This window comes from Nitrospira sp., from assembly GCA_005116745.1.
Taxonomy (GTDB): domain Bacteria; phylum Nitrospirota; class Nitrospiria; order Nitrospirales; family Nitrospiraceae; genus Nitrospira_D.
Map to the genome: position 1 here is coordinate 232,919 of SWDS01000002.1, position 13,911 is coordinate 246,829.

Annotated in this window: 15 protein-coding genes (1 of these 15 running past the window's edge); 5 read left to right on the forward strand and 10 right to left on the reverse strand. The window is 53.4% G+C overall.

Annotated elements, in window-relative coordinates; translation table 11 throughout:
* Positions 1–29, forward strand: partial view of an IS1595 family transposase gene (locus E8D52_03225; GenBank protein TKB70075.1) — the end only. It extends 742 nt beyond the left edge of the window; only the last 29 of its 771 coding nucleotides appear in the window; its start codon lies beyond the left edge, outside the window; the stop codon is at positions 27–29.
* A gap of 86 nt (positions 30–115) precedes the next feature.
* On the opposite strand, the gene E8D52_03230 is transcribed toward E8D52_03225, so the two are convergent.
* From E8D52_03230 to E8D52_03240, 3 genes are all read right to left on the reverse strand, one after another.
* Positions 116–985: a hypothetical protein gene (locus E8D52_03230; protein TKB70076.1), complete on the reverse strand. Its 870-nt coding sequence runs from the start codon at positions 983–985 to the stop codon at positions 116–118.
* A 217-nt stretch (positions 986–1,202) separates the two neighbouring features.
* Positions 1,203–2,048, reverse strand: a complete 846-nt coding sequence (locus E8D52_03235) for a hypothetical protein (GenBank protein ID TKB70077.1) — start codon at positions 2,046–2,048, stop codon at positions 1,203–1,205.
* A gap of 3 nt (positions 2,049–2,051) precedes the next feature.
* The gene (locus E8D52_03240; protein TKB70078.1) at positions 2,052–2,489 is read right to left on the reverse strand and encodes a hypothetical protein; all 438 of its coding nucleotides are present in this window, start codon (positions 2,487–2,489) and stop codon (positions 2,052–2,054) included.
* Between the two features lie 45 nt (positions 2,490–2,534).
* On the opposite strand from E8D52_03240, the gene E8D52_03245 reads away from it, so the two are divergent.
* Positions 2,535–4,331 (forward strand): oligoendopeptidase F, encoded by a 1,797-nt coding sequence (locus tag E8D52_03245; GenBank protein TKB70079.1) that lies wholly within the window; start codon positions 2,535–2,537, stop codon positions 4,329–4,331.
* 79 nt (positions 4,332–4,410) lie between these two features.
* On the opposite strand, the gene E8D52_03250 is transcribed toward E8D52_03245, so the two are convergent.
* A complete protein-coding gene (locus tag E8D52_03250) occupies positions 4,411–4,992 on the reverse strand; it encodes a pseudouridine synthase (GenBank protein TKB70366.1) in 582 nt (193 codons plus the stop codon).
* A 144-nt stretch (positions 4,993–5,136) separates the two neighbouring features.
* On the opposite strand from E8D52_03250, the gene E8D52_03255 reads away from it, so the two are divergent.
* On the forward strand, positions 5,137–5,406 hold the full coding sequence (locus E8D52_03255; protein TKB70080.1) for a hypothetical protein: 270 nt from the start codon (positions 5,137–5,139) through the stop codon (positions 5,404–5,406).
* A gap of 277 nt (positions 5,407–5,683) precedes the next feature.
* Here E8D52_03255 and E8D52_03260 read toward each other — a convergent pair whose 3' ends face one another.
* The 4 genes from E8D52_03260 to E8D52_03275 all read right to left on the reverse strand — a co-directional run bounded on the left by E8D52_03260 (position 5,684) and on the right by E8D52_03275 (position 9,891).
* Positions 5,684–6,970: a hypothetical protein gene (locus tag E8D52_03260; protein ID TKB70081.1), complete on the reverse strand. Its 1,287-nt coding sequence runs from the start codon at positions 6,968–6,970 to the stop codon at positions 5,684–5,686.
* A 177-nt stretch (positions 6,971–7,147) separates the two neighbouring features.
* Positions 7,148–8,374, reverse strand: coding sequence for a hypothetical protein (locus E8D52_03265; GenBank protein ID TKB70082.1), 1,227 nt, complete (start codon positions 8,372–8,374; stop codon positions 7,148–7,150).
* A gap of 483 nt (positions 8,375–8,857) precedes the next feature.
* Positions 8,858–9,208 (reverse strand): hypothetical protein, encoded by a 351-nt coding sequence (locus tag E8D52_03270; protein TKB70083.1) that lies wholly within the window; start codon positions 9,206–9,208, stop codon positions 8,858–8,860.
* 251 nt (positions 9,209–9,459) lie between these two features.
* Positions 9,460–9,891 (reverse strand): thermonuclease family protein, encoded by a 432-nt coding sequence (locus tag E8D52_03275; GenBank protein TKB70084.1) that lies wholly within the window; start codon positions 9,889–9,891, stop codon positions 9,460–9,462.
* A gap of 38 nt (positions 9,892–9,929) precedes the next feature.
* On the opposite strand from E8D52_03275, the gene E8D52_03280 reads away from it, so the two are divergent.
* On the forward strand, positions 9,930–10,127 hold the full coding sequence (locus E8D52_03280; GenBank protein TKB70085.1) for a (2Fe-2S)-binding protein: 198 nt from the start codon (positions 9,930–9,932) through the stop codon (positions 10,125–10,127).
* A gap of 50 nt (positions 10,128–10,177) precedes the next feature.
* Here the strand turns inward: E8D52_03280 and E8D52_03285 are convergent, their stop codons facing one another.
* Positions 10,178–10,690 (reverse strand): flavodoxin family protein, encoded by a 513-nt coding sequence (locus tag E8D52_03285; protein TKB70086.1) that lies wholly within the window; start codon positions 10,688–10,690, stop codon positions 10,178–10,180.
* Between the two features lie 165 nt (positions 10,691–10,855).
* Between E8D52_03285 and E8D52_03290 the strand changes: the two genes are divergently transcribed.
* The gene (locus E8D52_03290) at positions 10,856–11,656 is read left to right on the forward strand and encodes a DUF192 domain-containing protein (GenBank protein ID TKB70087.1); all 801 of its coding nucleotides are present in this window, start codon (positions 10,856–10,858) and stop codon (positions 11,654–11,656) included.
* A 75-nt stretch (positions 11,657–11,731) separates the two neighbouring features.
* Here E8D52_03290 and E8D52_03295 read toward each other — a convergent pair whose 3' ends face one another.
* Positions 11,732–13,909: a bifunctional (p)ppGpp synthetase/guanosine-3',5'-bis(diphosphate) 3'-pyrophosphohydrolase gene (locus E8D52_03295; GenBank protein TKB70088.1), complete on the reverse strand. Its 2,178-nt coding sequence runs from the start codon at positions 13,907–13,909 to the stop codon at positions 11,732–11,734.
* Positions 13,910–13,911 lie beyond the last annotated feature (2 nt).

The following is a 13,911-nucleotide window of genomic DNA, read 5'->3' on the forward strand; positions in this document are numbered from 1 at the left end:
GTCCAAATATCACTTCCCGATGTATCTGAAGGAAATTGAGTATCGCTTCAACCACCGCAAAGAAAATCTCTTCAAGCTCTTCTTGCGGTGTTTCTTTGGTTACGTTTCGCCCTAATTACCTATCCTTATTAGGCTCCACACAAAATTTAACGCCCGTGAACGTAGTCGCCTCGTAAAACACTGCCTTCTGAAATGTCACCCTGCCACGAAATCTAGTTCCCTCAAAATCTGCCCCTTTCTGAAATGTTACCTCTGAGAAGTTTGCAGCCCAATCACCTGACTGATCCCCAAAGCAAGTGTCCTCAAAATAGGTCTTCTCGTTGAATGTAGAATCATGAAAGTTGATACCGGAGAAGTGGGCGCGCGAACAATCGACGTATTTTTTAAATTGGCAACCGTTAAACTCAACAGAAGATGTGAAGGAAATGGAGTTCAAATGCACGGACCTTTTGAACAGACACCGCTCGAATCGCATCTTTACGGCTTGCAGGCCTGAAGACCCACCGGAAAATTCTAATTCGCCGAACTCGCACTTCTCCGCATCAAAAGTCAGTTGCAGTTGTCGGTTATCCCATAGCAGGCGAACCTCTCCCCCCCCTTGAATAGTGACCGCTTCAAGATTCAGATTGAGTTTTGATTTATTGCATGCTCCATTGCCAAATGTACAATTCACGAAACATAGTCGTGCGATTTTCGCCTCTTGGGCAAAGAACCCGTTCTTGAACTGGCAGTCCTCGAACTCTACAGCACGCTTCATACAAGCATTTTTCAAAAATGCCAGCTCGTCAATGGCGCATTTTGTGAACCTTAGGAACCGCCCGGCTTTCGGCAACGTCAGTTTCTTATTGAACGTGCAGTTAGAAATATATCGATCTCGGCTGCCTTCCATTATGGTGCAATCATTTGATACTATTGCGGAAGTAATCTCGCCATTGGCATCCTGGTTCAACTGACAGTTGAAGGTCTCTGCATCCATTTCTTTCATATAGAAGACTCCGTCAAGACAACACGACGACCCGTGCGGCAATCACGGCGGTAGCCTACGTTTCACTCCTCAACCTGTCAATATAGCCGGAAGGGATTCGCGCATATTAAGCCTGAACATGACGTAGTCCAGCCTCACGTAGTTGACAACTCAAGTTACAGCTTAGCGGCTGGACTCAGCTCAGAAAGAACCGAAGGAGCAACACACCGTAACACCGCTACAGCGTTTGCCTGATCGAAGCATCATGGGATGCGGAGAGCGGGGCTGAGGCCTTGGGATTCTGAATCAGCCTACGCACTCGTGGTTGAATACGCTGCTGTTTGGGTCGTTCAATCAACTCCACATTCGCCAGCTTGACCGCCGCTCTTGAGGGAAGCGGGTCGACATCCCAGAGCGAGATCAACACGGCGCTGAGGGTGGGGACCTTGGTGAGCAGGACCGTCACCACCCCGGCGAGTGCCTTCAGATCCAACCAGATCGCTTCCGAACGAGCATTCTTTTCCCCCTGAAGGTCAGCGCGTGGAATTGAAATACTGAGCACGACCGGATCGCAATAGTCGGCCAATTGCTTGGCCTTTTGCCGGATACGCGCAAGAATTCGATGAATTAGGATAACGCCCCGATCCTCTTCCTCCCCAACAACCTCATCAAGATCGAGTCCGCGTAGAGGTAATCGTTGACGCGCCGCCGATCCCACCATTGCGGTGACTTCCACGAAAAAACGTTCGCGACCGAGATCACATTCAAAATCGGCTGTTCGCGCCTGCGACTCTGGCAAAAACGTGACCCGGACTCCGACACGAAATAATTGGGTGGCCAATTCCAACTCAGCAAGCGCGGATTCCCTCACCCCGTAATCATAGTGCGTGAGCCGCCACACGAGGCGGCCCACACGGAGTTTGCTTGATTGATCGGCGCAGTGACGATGAAGCATATTCCACCGATCGTGAAGTTCGCCAGAAAGCCCCTCCTCTTCCCGTTTCCAGGCTGGTATCGGTTCCGGCTGCCGGCCTCGCAGAGGTGCAACCAATCTGAATGTTTTTCGTGGGCGAAACCGTGCCACCGTTTACGCGACCTCCGAATCCCCCTCATCTTGACTGGACAGGCCCGACAGCTCAGGTTGCCGCTTAGCCAATTCATCGGCCACTTCATCCAACCATCTGCCCGCACATCCCAATACCTCACGCACCAACGGCTCTGGCTGCCCCGTTTGCTTGATCGTCCATTGAGAAACATATTCGAGCAGCGTCTCGCGGTCAAATGATCGAGTTGAATGGGTCGCGAGCGCAGAGAGTTCCCTCAGACCCACGCGCAGAATGTCCCCCACGGTCTCCCGTCCATAGGACGTACTCGCCGTGACATACTGGACTACGCGATGAAGTTCATGGTCGTTCATGGTGCTGTCCGTTCGAAGAATTCTTACACCATAGCCGTGACCTGTCAACGCCGCGATCTTGTTCAGTCCGGCAATTTTCTCCAATCTCGCCGTGGCCTGGTGATACACTACCGCCTGTTCCTGGCACACAACTTACTTGAGAGGAGACTCGGCATGGCCGCCAGACGTCCGGTTCGACAGAAGACTTCCACATCCCTTATATCCAACCAGTGGGATCTCACCCACCTCGTGAAGAACCCGCTGAAAGATTTGAAGCAACATCTGGCGGCCTTGGATGCACAGGTTGTGCAGATTGAGTCAGCTCGTCCTCGACTCCAGGCAACCATGGCGAGCACTGATTTCCACTCGCTCCTAAAAATCACCGAATCGATCGCAGAAGGGTCTGCCCGGCTTGGCGCATTCGCCTACCTCTGGTTTTCGGAAAACACCACAAACACCCAAGCGCGATCGTTTAAGGCGCAGGTAGAGGAGCGGCTCACCGGCATTACCAATCGCCTGCTGTTTCTCGATCTCTGGTGGCAGGGAGTCGATCAGAAGAATGCGGCACGGCTGATGACCGACGCCGGCGACCTTCGGTACTACCTGGAAACCATCAGACGCTATACGCCTCACACACTGTCTGAATCAGAAGAGAAGATCATCAATATCAAGAATGTCACTGGACGGAGCGCGGTCAATACCCTCTATGACGTGGTGACCAACGGACTGACATTCACGATGAAGATCGGCGGGAAAACCCGCACCATGAACCGCGAAGAACTCATGAGCCACGTGCGGAGCCCTAAGGCATCCATCCGCCAGGCCACCTACAGAGAACTCTATCGGGTCTTCTCGGGCCAACGAGACCTGCTCGGAGAGATGTATCGGACACTCGTGAATGACTGGAAAGCGGAGAACGTCGGACTCCGTAGGTTTGCCTCTCCCATTGCCACCCGCAACCTCGGCAATGATGTGCCGGACCAAGCGGTCGATGTGCTGTTGGCGACCTGCGCCAAGAATGTCGAGATCTTCCAGACCTACTTCAAACTGAAAGCAAAGATCTGCAAGATCTCCCCGATGAATCGGTACCATATTTATGCCCCCCATCGGGCAGAGACCAAGAAGTATGCGTATGCCGATGCCGTCCGCATGGTGCTGGGCGCCTATCGCGGCTTTTCTCCCCAGCTTGCAGACCTCGCCGAACAGGTCTTGAGGGAACGACGCATCGATGGGCCAACACGTCCTGGCAAACTAGGCGGCGCCTATTGCTACAGCGTGGCGCCAGGCCAGACACCGTACGTGATGTTGAATTTCACCGGGGAAGCCCGAGACATCGCCACCATGGCCCATGAGCTCGGCCATGCCGTCCACGGAATGATGGCCAAAGACCATTCGATCTTTACCTTCCATTCGACCCTCCCCTTGGCGGAGACAGCGTCTGTCTTCGGTGAACGCATTCTCTCCGACACCCTCATGTCGAACGAGCGCAACAAAGCCGTTCGACAGGGCTTGCTCCTGAGTCAACTGGATGACATCTATGCCACCGTGGTGCGGCAGGCCTATTTCATTCGCTTCGAACAAACAGCGCATCGAATGGTGGGAGAAGGGGCGACAGGAGACCAACTGGCCAAAACCTATTTGGCTGAACTTCGACAGCAATTTGGCAAAGCGGTGAAAGTGCCGGAAGAGTTTCAATGGGAATGGCTCATGATTCCCCATCTCTTCGCCAGTCCGTTCTATTGCTACGCTTACAGCTTTGGCAATCTGCTCGTACTCGCCCTCTACAGAATGTACAAGGAGCAAGGGGAATCATTTGTCCCACAATACCTGAACTTGCTTGCCACCGGCGGATCGCAATCCCCTCGAGATATTCTGAGCAAGATGGATGTGGATATGACGTCCGGAGCATTCTGGCAATCAGGATTCGACACCATCCAGGACATGGTCCAGCAGCTGGAAGACACGATGTAAGCCGCTGGATTGACGGTTGCTGCAGAAGCACTCACTAATCCTGGGTCGGCGAACGACAGAGTGACCAAGAGGTCACCGTTTACAGATTGCTCAGTTGGTTGATCGCCTTGATTTCCTCCTCCTCCAAGACTCGCCATTCACCCAGGTTGAGGTCGCCCAGGCGAACTGGTCCGATGGCGATGCGCACCAGCCGCAATGTGGGATGGCCTACCGCAGCCGTCATACGACGAACCTGACGGTTCATCCCTTCACTGATCGTGATTTCCATCCACGCCGTTGGAACATTTTTTCGAAACCTGATGGGCACGGACCGTTCTGGCAATGGTGGCTCCGTATCGAGCAACCTCACCTGCGCCGGTCTTGTTCGCTTTCCACCAAGCAGCACACCTGCGCAGAGCCGTTCGATCGCTGGTTCATCTGGAATCCGTTCAACCTGTACCAAATAGACTTTCGGCAATTTGTGCTGTGGATCGGTAATCCGGTGCACCAACGCTCCATTCGAAGTCAAAATCATCAGCCCTTCGCTGTCCTGATCGAGACGCCCCGCCGCATAAACGTGAGGGACCATGATGTAGTCCGCCAGCGTCGGTCTGCCTTCCAAATCGGTAAAGCATGGAAGCACCCCGTAGGGTTTATAAAATGCGATGGAATGAGTGGACATAGCCGTTTCGAACCCTGCCTGTATGGTATCAATCATGCCGTATCGTGCTTTGGGGAAATAGTCGGAAGTTGTGGCATGAAACTTACTGAAGACTAACAGAAAAGGATATTGGCAAGGTGTGAAAGCTTCGGCATGATATGGGAGATGAAGTACGAGTGCACACCTATCGACCGGCAACTCTCGGCCAGTAGCGGAAGTTCAGTACCGAGATCACACCGCCATAAAGCGGTCCTCTGCCCTGTCGCAGTAACGTTCGCCATCACTGGGCCAATTGAACGGACGCTGTCCTATCCCGCCACACGCCTTCCTCCTATTGAGCAGACCTGGAACCGTGCCTCTCAGATGTCAGCCTCAGCGCTGAATCGCATCGGCGTCGTGATCGAGAATGGGTTGATCGAACAAGGCCTATCGTAACCCGTACACTCAGGTCTGCTCGAATCTCCGCCCATGCCTGCCCCATCAACGCCCCACACAATTCTGGATGTCACTGAAGACAGTGAGATCGGCAGCGGCAGCGGATTGGGGAGCAGCCGGGATAACGGAATATTCAATCAGATGAGGGCACATGACGCCGTGTACGTCTGCTGTGGCTCGGATACCGATGGTCGAAGACGGCCAAGTGCGGAAGTTCGGCGCCGAGATCGCACCACCATAAAGCAGTCCTTAGCCCGCATTGAATGAAGCCAAAGCCCTAAGTTTCGATTTGCAGGGGGATTCTCCATATACTACGACTGTGCAGATTAGTGCGAGATGCAGGATCAGGATCAACAAAGTACAGAAATGGATTATTTCCTGTGAATTGGAAGACGTAACCACTTGAGGTGGGATCGACTATGCTGGGGTAGTAGGTCGTATTTGGTACCACATGTTCGCTATTCGGCCCATCCTCAACTAGCGAAATTCCGTGCTGCTCCCAGTTTGGACTAGCCAGAGAATCGCTCAAGGTATAGCACACAGTACGGGCACCACGATTGGCATAGCCGAGCGCAATCCACTGTTGAGCAGTTTGGTGATAGACTAATCGATAACCAAGTAATTGTCCCTTCGTAGGAAATTGTTGGTAAGGACAGTATTCCTCTCGGTGCCAGAGCTTAACCGTTTGACCCCCAACCCCATCGATGCGCCACCCTTGCCAGGTATTGACATCAATTGCTTTCCAGCCGAGCGCCGTAAAGACTTCCCAGGCCCGTGGATGGCCAGGATGCTGGGTTCGGATCATGGCAAAGCCGCCTTGATTCAAGCACTGGATTCCGTCATTTTGGTAGGTCTGACCAAGCCAGTTCGACGCTGTACACAATGCGTAGCAGTAAGCCCCTTCGCTGACGATATTAGACGGATGATAAAACCCATAATTAATCTTGGGCGGCCACGGGCGCATGTGAGAAGGCTCAGGAATCAGCACGGTCCGCCAGGAGTTCGAACGACCGCCGTTGTCATCATACGGATGGTAGGGCTGCGGCAGAAACGTTTGACCGCCATCAAATGAAAACATCTGATGAATGGTATTAATCCAGTGTTCCGTCGTCGCGTTTGGGCAGGAATCAGGATAAAACTCGTGATGACAGAGCGCCGAAAACGTATAGCCATCCGCTGTCCAGGGACTGAATACCCAAAAATTGTGATCATAGTCGGCCTCAACACAGCTTCCCGCCACCAGATTCCTCCCATAGCCACGATGGTAATATCGTTCAGGACGATTCGGATGGGGATAGGTACGTCCGGAATGAAAAACGATATCGCCCTGATCAAGTACTCTAAGCGGTCGCAGGTTGCTATCTAATGGGACTCTGTAATTGACAATATTTGCTGCAATGACAAAACATTCACCGTTTACATTTCTCCACGGGTTAAATGGGTTATCAAACGTACAGACACTCTTCTGTGGATCTGGGAAGTTCTCAGCCGAAGGGTCATGATATACCTCCCAATCCCAAACCAGCTCTTTCTGGCCAGCAAATCGTATTCTCTCAATGGGCATTTTGCTCTCATTTCGTTTAGCGGGAACGCGGGCTAACGCGGTGATCAGCCGCGAGTGTAACGAGACGGCTGCATCAAGTGGTTAGCCGTCTTGAAGGCAGGTTCCGTTACTGATGTTTTTCAATTGTCCATATTCCAATTACGTCCCCTCTGTTCATCCCATTGCCAATCCGGCTGTTTACGGGCGCTCAGCCGCGTCTGTGTACAGAGCACCTGTATCGGTGAATCCGCAATTTGTGCCATAAAACTTCACAACCTTACGAGCGGTATTGGGTGTGTAGCCATTATAGGATGAGAATGTGCACCCAGGAATGTTGAGCTGAGCAAACCCTCCCAACTGGTCAATTCTTATGTGATTCTGAACATACGGGTCGGCCACATTCGAGTTGAAGGTACAACCCTGGCAGTTAACGGTTACTTGTTTCGTGGCCACTACCACTCTGATGCTCGCGAGGCCTGCATTACTTTCGAAGTACGTTCCAACAAAGGTCGCAGCAACGCCGCCCTCATAGCCAGGATCGTTCAAGAATACCGCGCACTTATTCACGTCGCCACCGCTGTAATGAGCATTGCCCTCAATAGAACCGCCGATCCAAGTAAGTGCCGAGCCATTGTTCATTTGAATTCCGTGTTGATATTGCAGAGATGCTTGGCATCCGACGAATGTCAGCGCATTTGGCATTGAATACATATTATGTCTGCCACGAAACCCAATAGCGCCCCAGCGCGCTTGGCATCGCATCCATGTACACGACAGCACATCCTGCAAGTCCCAATGCACATTGAGGTGTAGGGTTGTAATATCTTCAAAGAGAGCGTATGCCGTCAGCAGTAACTGGATGCCTATGCCGCTTCCCGTTGTTTGCCCATGAACCGTGAAGCCAGACCACTTCCCCCAGATATGTATCCCAGCTCCAATGCTCCCTCCGCGCAATCTGATGAGTGGAACATCGGCAGCGATCGCATGGATCAAGATTGTATTTCCTGAACCATCCCCTTTGACGTTGATGGTTGTACCATCGGTGTCTAAAGTGGATGCAGAAAGATCAATATCGATAGTGCGAGATATCAAGTACTTTCCGACTGGAAGATAGAGCACACCTCCTGTGCTCGCGAGATACTCGACAGCAGCAAGGACAGCTTGTGTATCATCTGTCACGCCGTCTCCCACTGCACCAAATCTTCGAACATTTGCCTCCCTGTTTGAAGCAAGATCCCACCAAGCACCATCCGCGCTCCGAAAATGCCATGGCTTCACGGGAGAGGGTGCTGCCAATAATCGACGATACAGAGCGCCGCCGCCGTCGCCACCCGAGTAGTAGCCGAGTATCTGCAAAGTCTTGATCGCCGCCGGTACTTGTGCAGCAATGGCTTCGGAACGAGAGTCGTACATGGTGTTCTCCAAGTGAAGTCTATGAGTCGGCTAATATTTGCGCGTCATCGTAATTGCATGCGTTCAAGAGCTCACCAAAGCCTGTCCGTATAAACCGCCACTAGCGTTCGTGAAGAATATAGCAGGCTCGTTGTCGTTTCAATAAGTTGCGACGGTGGGATCGTTTATCACGGGTTCTTATGCGGATCGGTGTAAGATCCCTCTCTTGAGCAGGTTCACATCCGTAGCCCATTGCCACGACTGCCAGTCTCCCTGGGACGTACTTGGGTAGTAGAGGAGAACCGCCTACCATAGAACGCAGACGTTGAACGGCCGCTTTTCAATTCCATGAACGACCGGTTTGGGTCGGATGGCGACGGTCGGAGATCGGCCACGAGCGGCAGTTCGGCGACGAGTTCGCACCGCCCTAAAGCGGACCTCGGCCCTGTAGCAATAACGTTTGAGCTCAGCGCGTGCGGAGGCCGTAGCACGTCAGCTGGAGCGAAGGGTTAGCCGTCACTGGCGAAAGAGCCCGGCGGCCTGAAGCTGTGGAAGGCGCCGCTTGATGGGACGGTGGATCGCCACAAAGCAAAGACCGAAGCAGAGAAGAACCCACAGCAGAGCGGGAAACTCGAGTGCAGCAGGATAACGTTCCCTTGCGATGATGATCCAACCAAGGAGTGGTGCTACGGCTGTAGTGGCAAACTTGAGCCACAAGATGGTGGAAAGTGCCACCCTCAAGAGGCGTGACAGCTTAGCGACGGCGAGCAAGGCATGCACATAGACCGTGGCGAGGACAAAAAGCGCGGCGGCGGCTACAGCGAACCAGAGCAAAGTCGCGAGCAGCAGTTCAAGCGTAGGGTGCATGTGCCGGCTAATAATGTTTAGACAGACTGTATAGTCCCGCTACGGCAGATTGTCCACTTCTGCCTAAACCGGCGAGCACGCACCGCTCGCCAGCCCTAACCCATTGCAGCAGGACAAGTTCCGCTCCACTACCGCGATGAGATCATCGTCTTATGCGGATCGGCGTAAGCCCCCCTCTGATAGCGATCAGTAATGTGCGTCTGCTTTCGGTCGAGACCTGCCGGTCACTGGGCATATGTAAGGCGCCCCACCTAACAGAACGGCAGTTTCTTGCCGCCGTCATAGGGGCGCGCGAGGTTGGCGGTGATGAGGCATTGGGAGAGGTCTTGGCCGTCGGCGAGGAGGCGCCCATTGAGGCTGAAGTATTTATCCCGTGCAGGCGAATGGAGATCGACACGCACTGCGGTTACTAGCCACGCCACGAGAAAATCCCGAGCTTGAATCGGGAGTGCCCGCTCAGCGGCGCAGTCGCCTTTCAGTTCCGGCGTATCAATCCCGGCGAGCCGCACAGGAATATGATCCCCTAGCACTGGCGGCAGGAACGGATCATTGAGCGTCACGGTACACGTGTCTTCATCATAACAATGGTGGACGGTGATCGGAAAATAGTCTGAAGTTGTGGCCCCTTGCACGGTCTCTTTCGCGCCTTTTCGTAGCTTGACAGCATGCCCGTCATGTGGCATACTGAGAATGCTTCTCATAATCGTCGCTTGAGGATAGCATGTACGTGTGCTTGTGCAATGGCATTACCGAATCAGATGTCCGGGAGGCTGGACGATCAGGCTGTGTGATGCCCTGTCAGCTCAAGTCGAAGTTCGGCCTCAAGCAGAACGGCTGTTGCGGCCGCTGCGCGAAAAACATCCATGAGTTTGTCGAGATTGCAATCCAGGGAGCATCGACCAGCACAGTGGACCGGTAGAGATGCTCCTCACCACACGGCAGTTAGCAGAAAGATCTCCTCAACATCATTCAACGTGAAGACCCGCCTCTGATTAGCTTCGTGACTTCAGCTACGCGCCGACCTAACGCTCTGGCATCAGCGAGCTCTTGGTCATCGATCCCAGGACTCTCACCTTCTGTGGTCGCCGACGCTCCAAATGCGCCACCGCCACTCACCACAATCATTTGATTTCCCAGCATCGCGGCAAGAATGGTCAACAGCGTGACCTCTTTCCCGCTCGAGATTTGCCCTCCTGTGGCGAAGGCCGCCCCAACCTTGTTTTTCATCTTGAATTCTGGAAAGACGCCGAACTTGAACTGCCAGTTATCGAAGAAGGTCTTCACTTCTCCTGACATGTTCGACCAATAGACAGGAGAACCGACCACCACCGCATCTGAAGAAAGCAGATCTTCCGCAGTCACGTGTCCAACACGCTTCAACAGAACCTGCGTCCCAGAGACCGATTGTGCTCCGGTCACCACCGCTTCCGCCATACGTTCGGTATTTCCTGAAAGCGAATGGTAGGTGACAAGGATCTTCACCGATGGAGAGGCCTCGTTCGCCCACGACCAAGATGTGCAGCCGGCGCAAACAAAGATAACCGTTAGGGCAAGGGCCAAGCCATGCCCAAGTTGAATCAACGGAGAGATGAAGGTTCGATGTGATGACACAGCGTTACGGTCAGGATGGAAGCATGAGGCCGGTTAGTGCCGAATGGTCTCTTCCTCCATATGCTCTTCAACCGACACTTCCGTCAACGTTCCACGGTAGGTACAACGATGGCAACGAATCCGCCATTCTTCGATCCACTTTTCCTGCACGTAAGACTGACGGCAGGTAGGACAGACAAACACACCTTTTTTATAGAGCACTCGACGCTTTTCTTGCATGGTTCCCTCTCAGTCAACCCGAGGCGAGGATGGCACAAGCGGCGAGAAGATTGCAAGATTACGGGAGCAAATGCCTTCCTGCCAAGACATCAAGCAAATAGCCTTCTTGACTGCGAGAGAATCGATCATTACGATACGCGGATGCGCTGGAGATTCTCGACATGGCTTGCTTTCTCTGCCATGATCACAGGCGGATTACTCGCCGGTGATATGCGGGCGGCCAGAGCCGCCGGAGCTGAACTCGTATCGATTCACACTCCTTCCGGGACCACCATCAAGGCCGAAATCGCCGACACACCCCTCAAACGCTCCGTCGGACTCATGTACCGGGATCATCTCAAGAAAGACCATGGGATGCTCTTCTTCTTCAGCGAGCCTCAAGCTTGGTCCTTCTGGATGAAGAACACAAAACTTTCGCTGGATCTCATTTGGCTCGATGCGAAAAAGCGAGTGACTCATATTGAGCGCAGTGTTCCGATCTGCACGAAGACCGACGAGTCCTGCCCTCAATACCGCCCAAACGGGGACGATGCGATGTACGTGCTTGAAATTACGGGTGGAACCGTTGACGGGTACAAGATTGAGAAAGGAACGAAACTGCTGTTCGGCCAGCCCTAACCTCCATTATTCATGACTCTTCTGCTGTAATCGCCGATCCGCTGTTCCGACAAGCCTGCGGCCAGCACAGATCTTTTACGATTGTTCCTGCCAAGACCGAACACGCCGCGCCATAATCACCCCTTCGATCCGCTCAATGGTTTTCAGCACTCGATTGAGATGGGCCTTATCGGCGATTTCGATGACAAAGTCCAGCTCCGCCTTACGGTCTTCCCGCGTCATGATTTCCGCGCGGCTGATGTTTGCTTTGCATTCGGCAATCGCTGAGGAGACATTCGCCAACACTCCTGTTCGATCTTCCGCAATCACGGCAACTTTCACTGCGTGGTGGCTCTGCGAGGCGGTATCCCATTCCACCTCCACCAACCGTGCTCGGTCATACTCCAAGGCCTCCAGATTGGGGCAATCGACCGAATGGATCGTGAGGCCTCGTCCACGAGTGATATACCCCACAATTCTATCGCCGGGCACCGGATTGCAACAGCGAGACAGTTGCATCAAGAGATCCCGCCCGCCCTTCACTTGCACGCCCTGCTCTGCGCCTTGACCACTGGACATTTTGTGCGGTGTCGGCGGTTCAGGCTGAACAGGTGCGGTCCCGGATGCTGGAGCGGTCAACCGCCCGACGATGTGGGCCGTGGCAATGTGTCCGAATCCTATCGCGATCGCGAGTTCATCGGTCGTTTCATATCCCTCCTGCTTGGCAATCTCGAGGAGCGCGGAGGACTTCAAGGTCTGCGCCGGCGCAAGCCCATGCCGGCGTAATTCTCCGTCCAGCAAACGCCGACCGATCTCTAAGCTTCGCGCCTGCTCTTCAGCCTTAATCCAATGCTTAATCTTCGTTTTGGCCCGCGAGGTGCGCACGAATTTGAGCCAGTCCTTGTGGGGAGTCTGGTTCGGTGACGTGAGAATTTCAATGGCGTCGCCGCTCTCGATCTCATGCTTAAGCGGCACGATTTTCCCGTTCACCTTCGCCCCAACACAGTGGTCGCCGACTTCCGTGTGGATCTCATAGGCGAAATCGATCGGAGTCGATCCTTTCGGCAATTCCTTCACCACCCCCTTCGGGGTGAATACATAGACGACATCATGGAACAGCTCAAGTTTGACCGAATCCATAAACTGGCGGCTATCCGGCAAGTCTTTTTGCCATTCGATGAACTGCCGCAACCAGCCAAATGTTTTACTATCCTTATCAGGGATCTGCCCCTGCTCCTTATATTTCCAGTGGGCCGCAATCCCATAGTCTGCTACACGGTGCATCTCCTCCGTGCGAATCTGAAATTCTACGTGTTCCCCTTTCGGGCCAACAATCGTCGTATGGAGCGACTGATAGAGATTGGATTTGGGGATCGCAATGTAATCCTTGAATCGGCCGGGCACCGGGCGCCACAGCGAATGAATCACGCCAAGCATGGCATAGCAATTCATCTTCGTATCGGTAATGACTCGCAAGGCGGTGAGATCATAGACTTCCTCAAACGAAATCGATTGCTTCTTCATTTTTTGATAGACGCCATAGAGGTGTTTCGGGCGCCCATACACCGCGCCGACCAACCCATTCTCCTTCAACGCCTTCTCGACAAGCTCTTGCACTTCTTGAATGTACTGCTGCCGGTCTTCGTCCCGTTTCGCCACGCGAACCCGTAACATGTCATACGCATCCGGGTTAAGATGCTTGAGGCAAAGATCTTCCAGTTCGTTCTTGACCCAGCCGATTCCAATGCGGTTCGCCAAGGGCGCGTAGATTTCTAGCGTCTCTTGCGCAATTTCCTGGCGTTTCCCCTCATTGAGATGTTCGAGCGTGCGCATATTGTGAAGCCGGTCGGCTAGTTTGATGATCACGACGCGGATATCATCCGCCATCGAAAGCACCATTTTTCGAAAGTTCTCCGCTTGCCTCTCCTCGGAGCTTCGAAACGTAATCTTTCCGATCTTCGTGACGCCATCGACGAGATGAACGACGTCCTTCCCGAATTCCCTCTCAAGCTCATCAGCCGTCGCGACCGTATCCTCCAACGTATCGTGGAGTAGCCCGGCAACAATCGCCGTGACATCGGTTTTGAGGGTGGTTAAGACACCCGCCACGGCCACTGGGTGTTTCACATAGGGTTCGCCGGAGCGTCGGATTTGGCCTTCATGCGCTTTTGCAGAAAACTCATACGCCTTTCGCACTATGCCGACATCAGCGTCAGGCTGATAGCTCAGCAGACGCTCCAGTAATCGATCGATATCAGTTACGGTTTCGTACATGG

Bases quoted from the DNA above. Each gene is read 5' to 3' on its own strand.
- E8D52_03260 (TKB70081.1), bottom strand. From the start codon at position 6,970: ATGCCCATTGAGAGAATACGATTTGCTGGCCAGAAAGAGCTGGTTTGG.
- E8D52_03270 (TKB70083.1), bottom strand. From the start codon at position 9,208: ATGCACCCTACGCTTGAACTGCTGCTCGCGACTTTGCTCTGGTTCGCT.
- E8D52_03245 (TKB70079.1), top strand. From the start codon at position 2,535: ATGGCCGCCAGACGTCCGGTTCGACAGAAGACTTCCACATCCCTTATA.
- E8D52_03255 (TKB70080.1), top strand. From the start codon at position 5,137: ATGAAGTACGAGTGCACACCTATCGACCGGCAACTCTCGGCCAGTAGC.
- E8D52_03250 (TKB70366.1), bottom strand. From the start codon at position 4,992: ATGTCCACTCATTCCATCGCATTTTATAAACCCTACGGGGTGCTTCCA.
- E8D52_03280 (TKB70085.1), top strand. From the start codon at position 9,930: ATGTACGTGTGCTTGTGCAATGGCATTACCGAATCAGATGTCCGGGAG.
- E8D52_03295 (TKB70088.1), bottom strand. From the start codon at position 13,909: ATGTACGAAACCGTAACTGATATCGATCGATTACTGGAGCGTCTGCTG.
- E8D52_03275 (TKB70084.1), bottom strand. From the start codon at position 9,891: ATGCCACATGACGGGCATGCTGTCAAGCTACGAAAAGGCGCGAAAGAG.
- E8D52_03230 (TKB70076.1), bottom strand. From the start codon at position 985: ATGAAAGAAATGGATGCAGAGACCTTCAACTGTCAGTTGAACCAGGAT.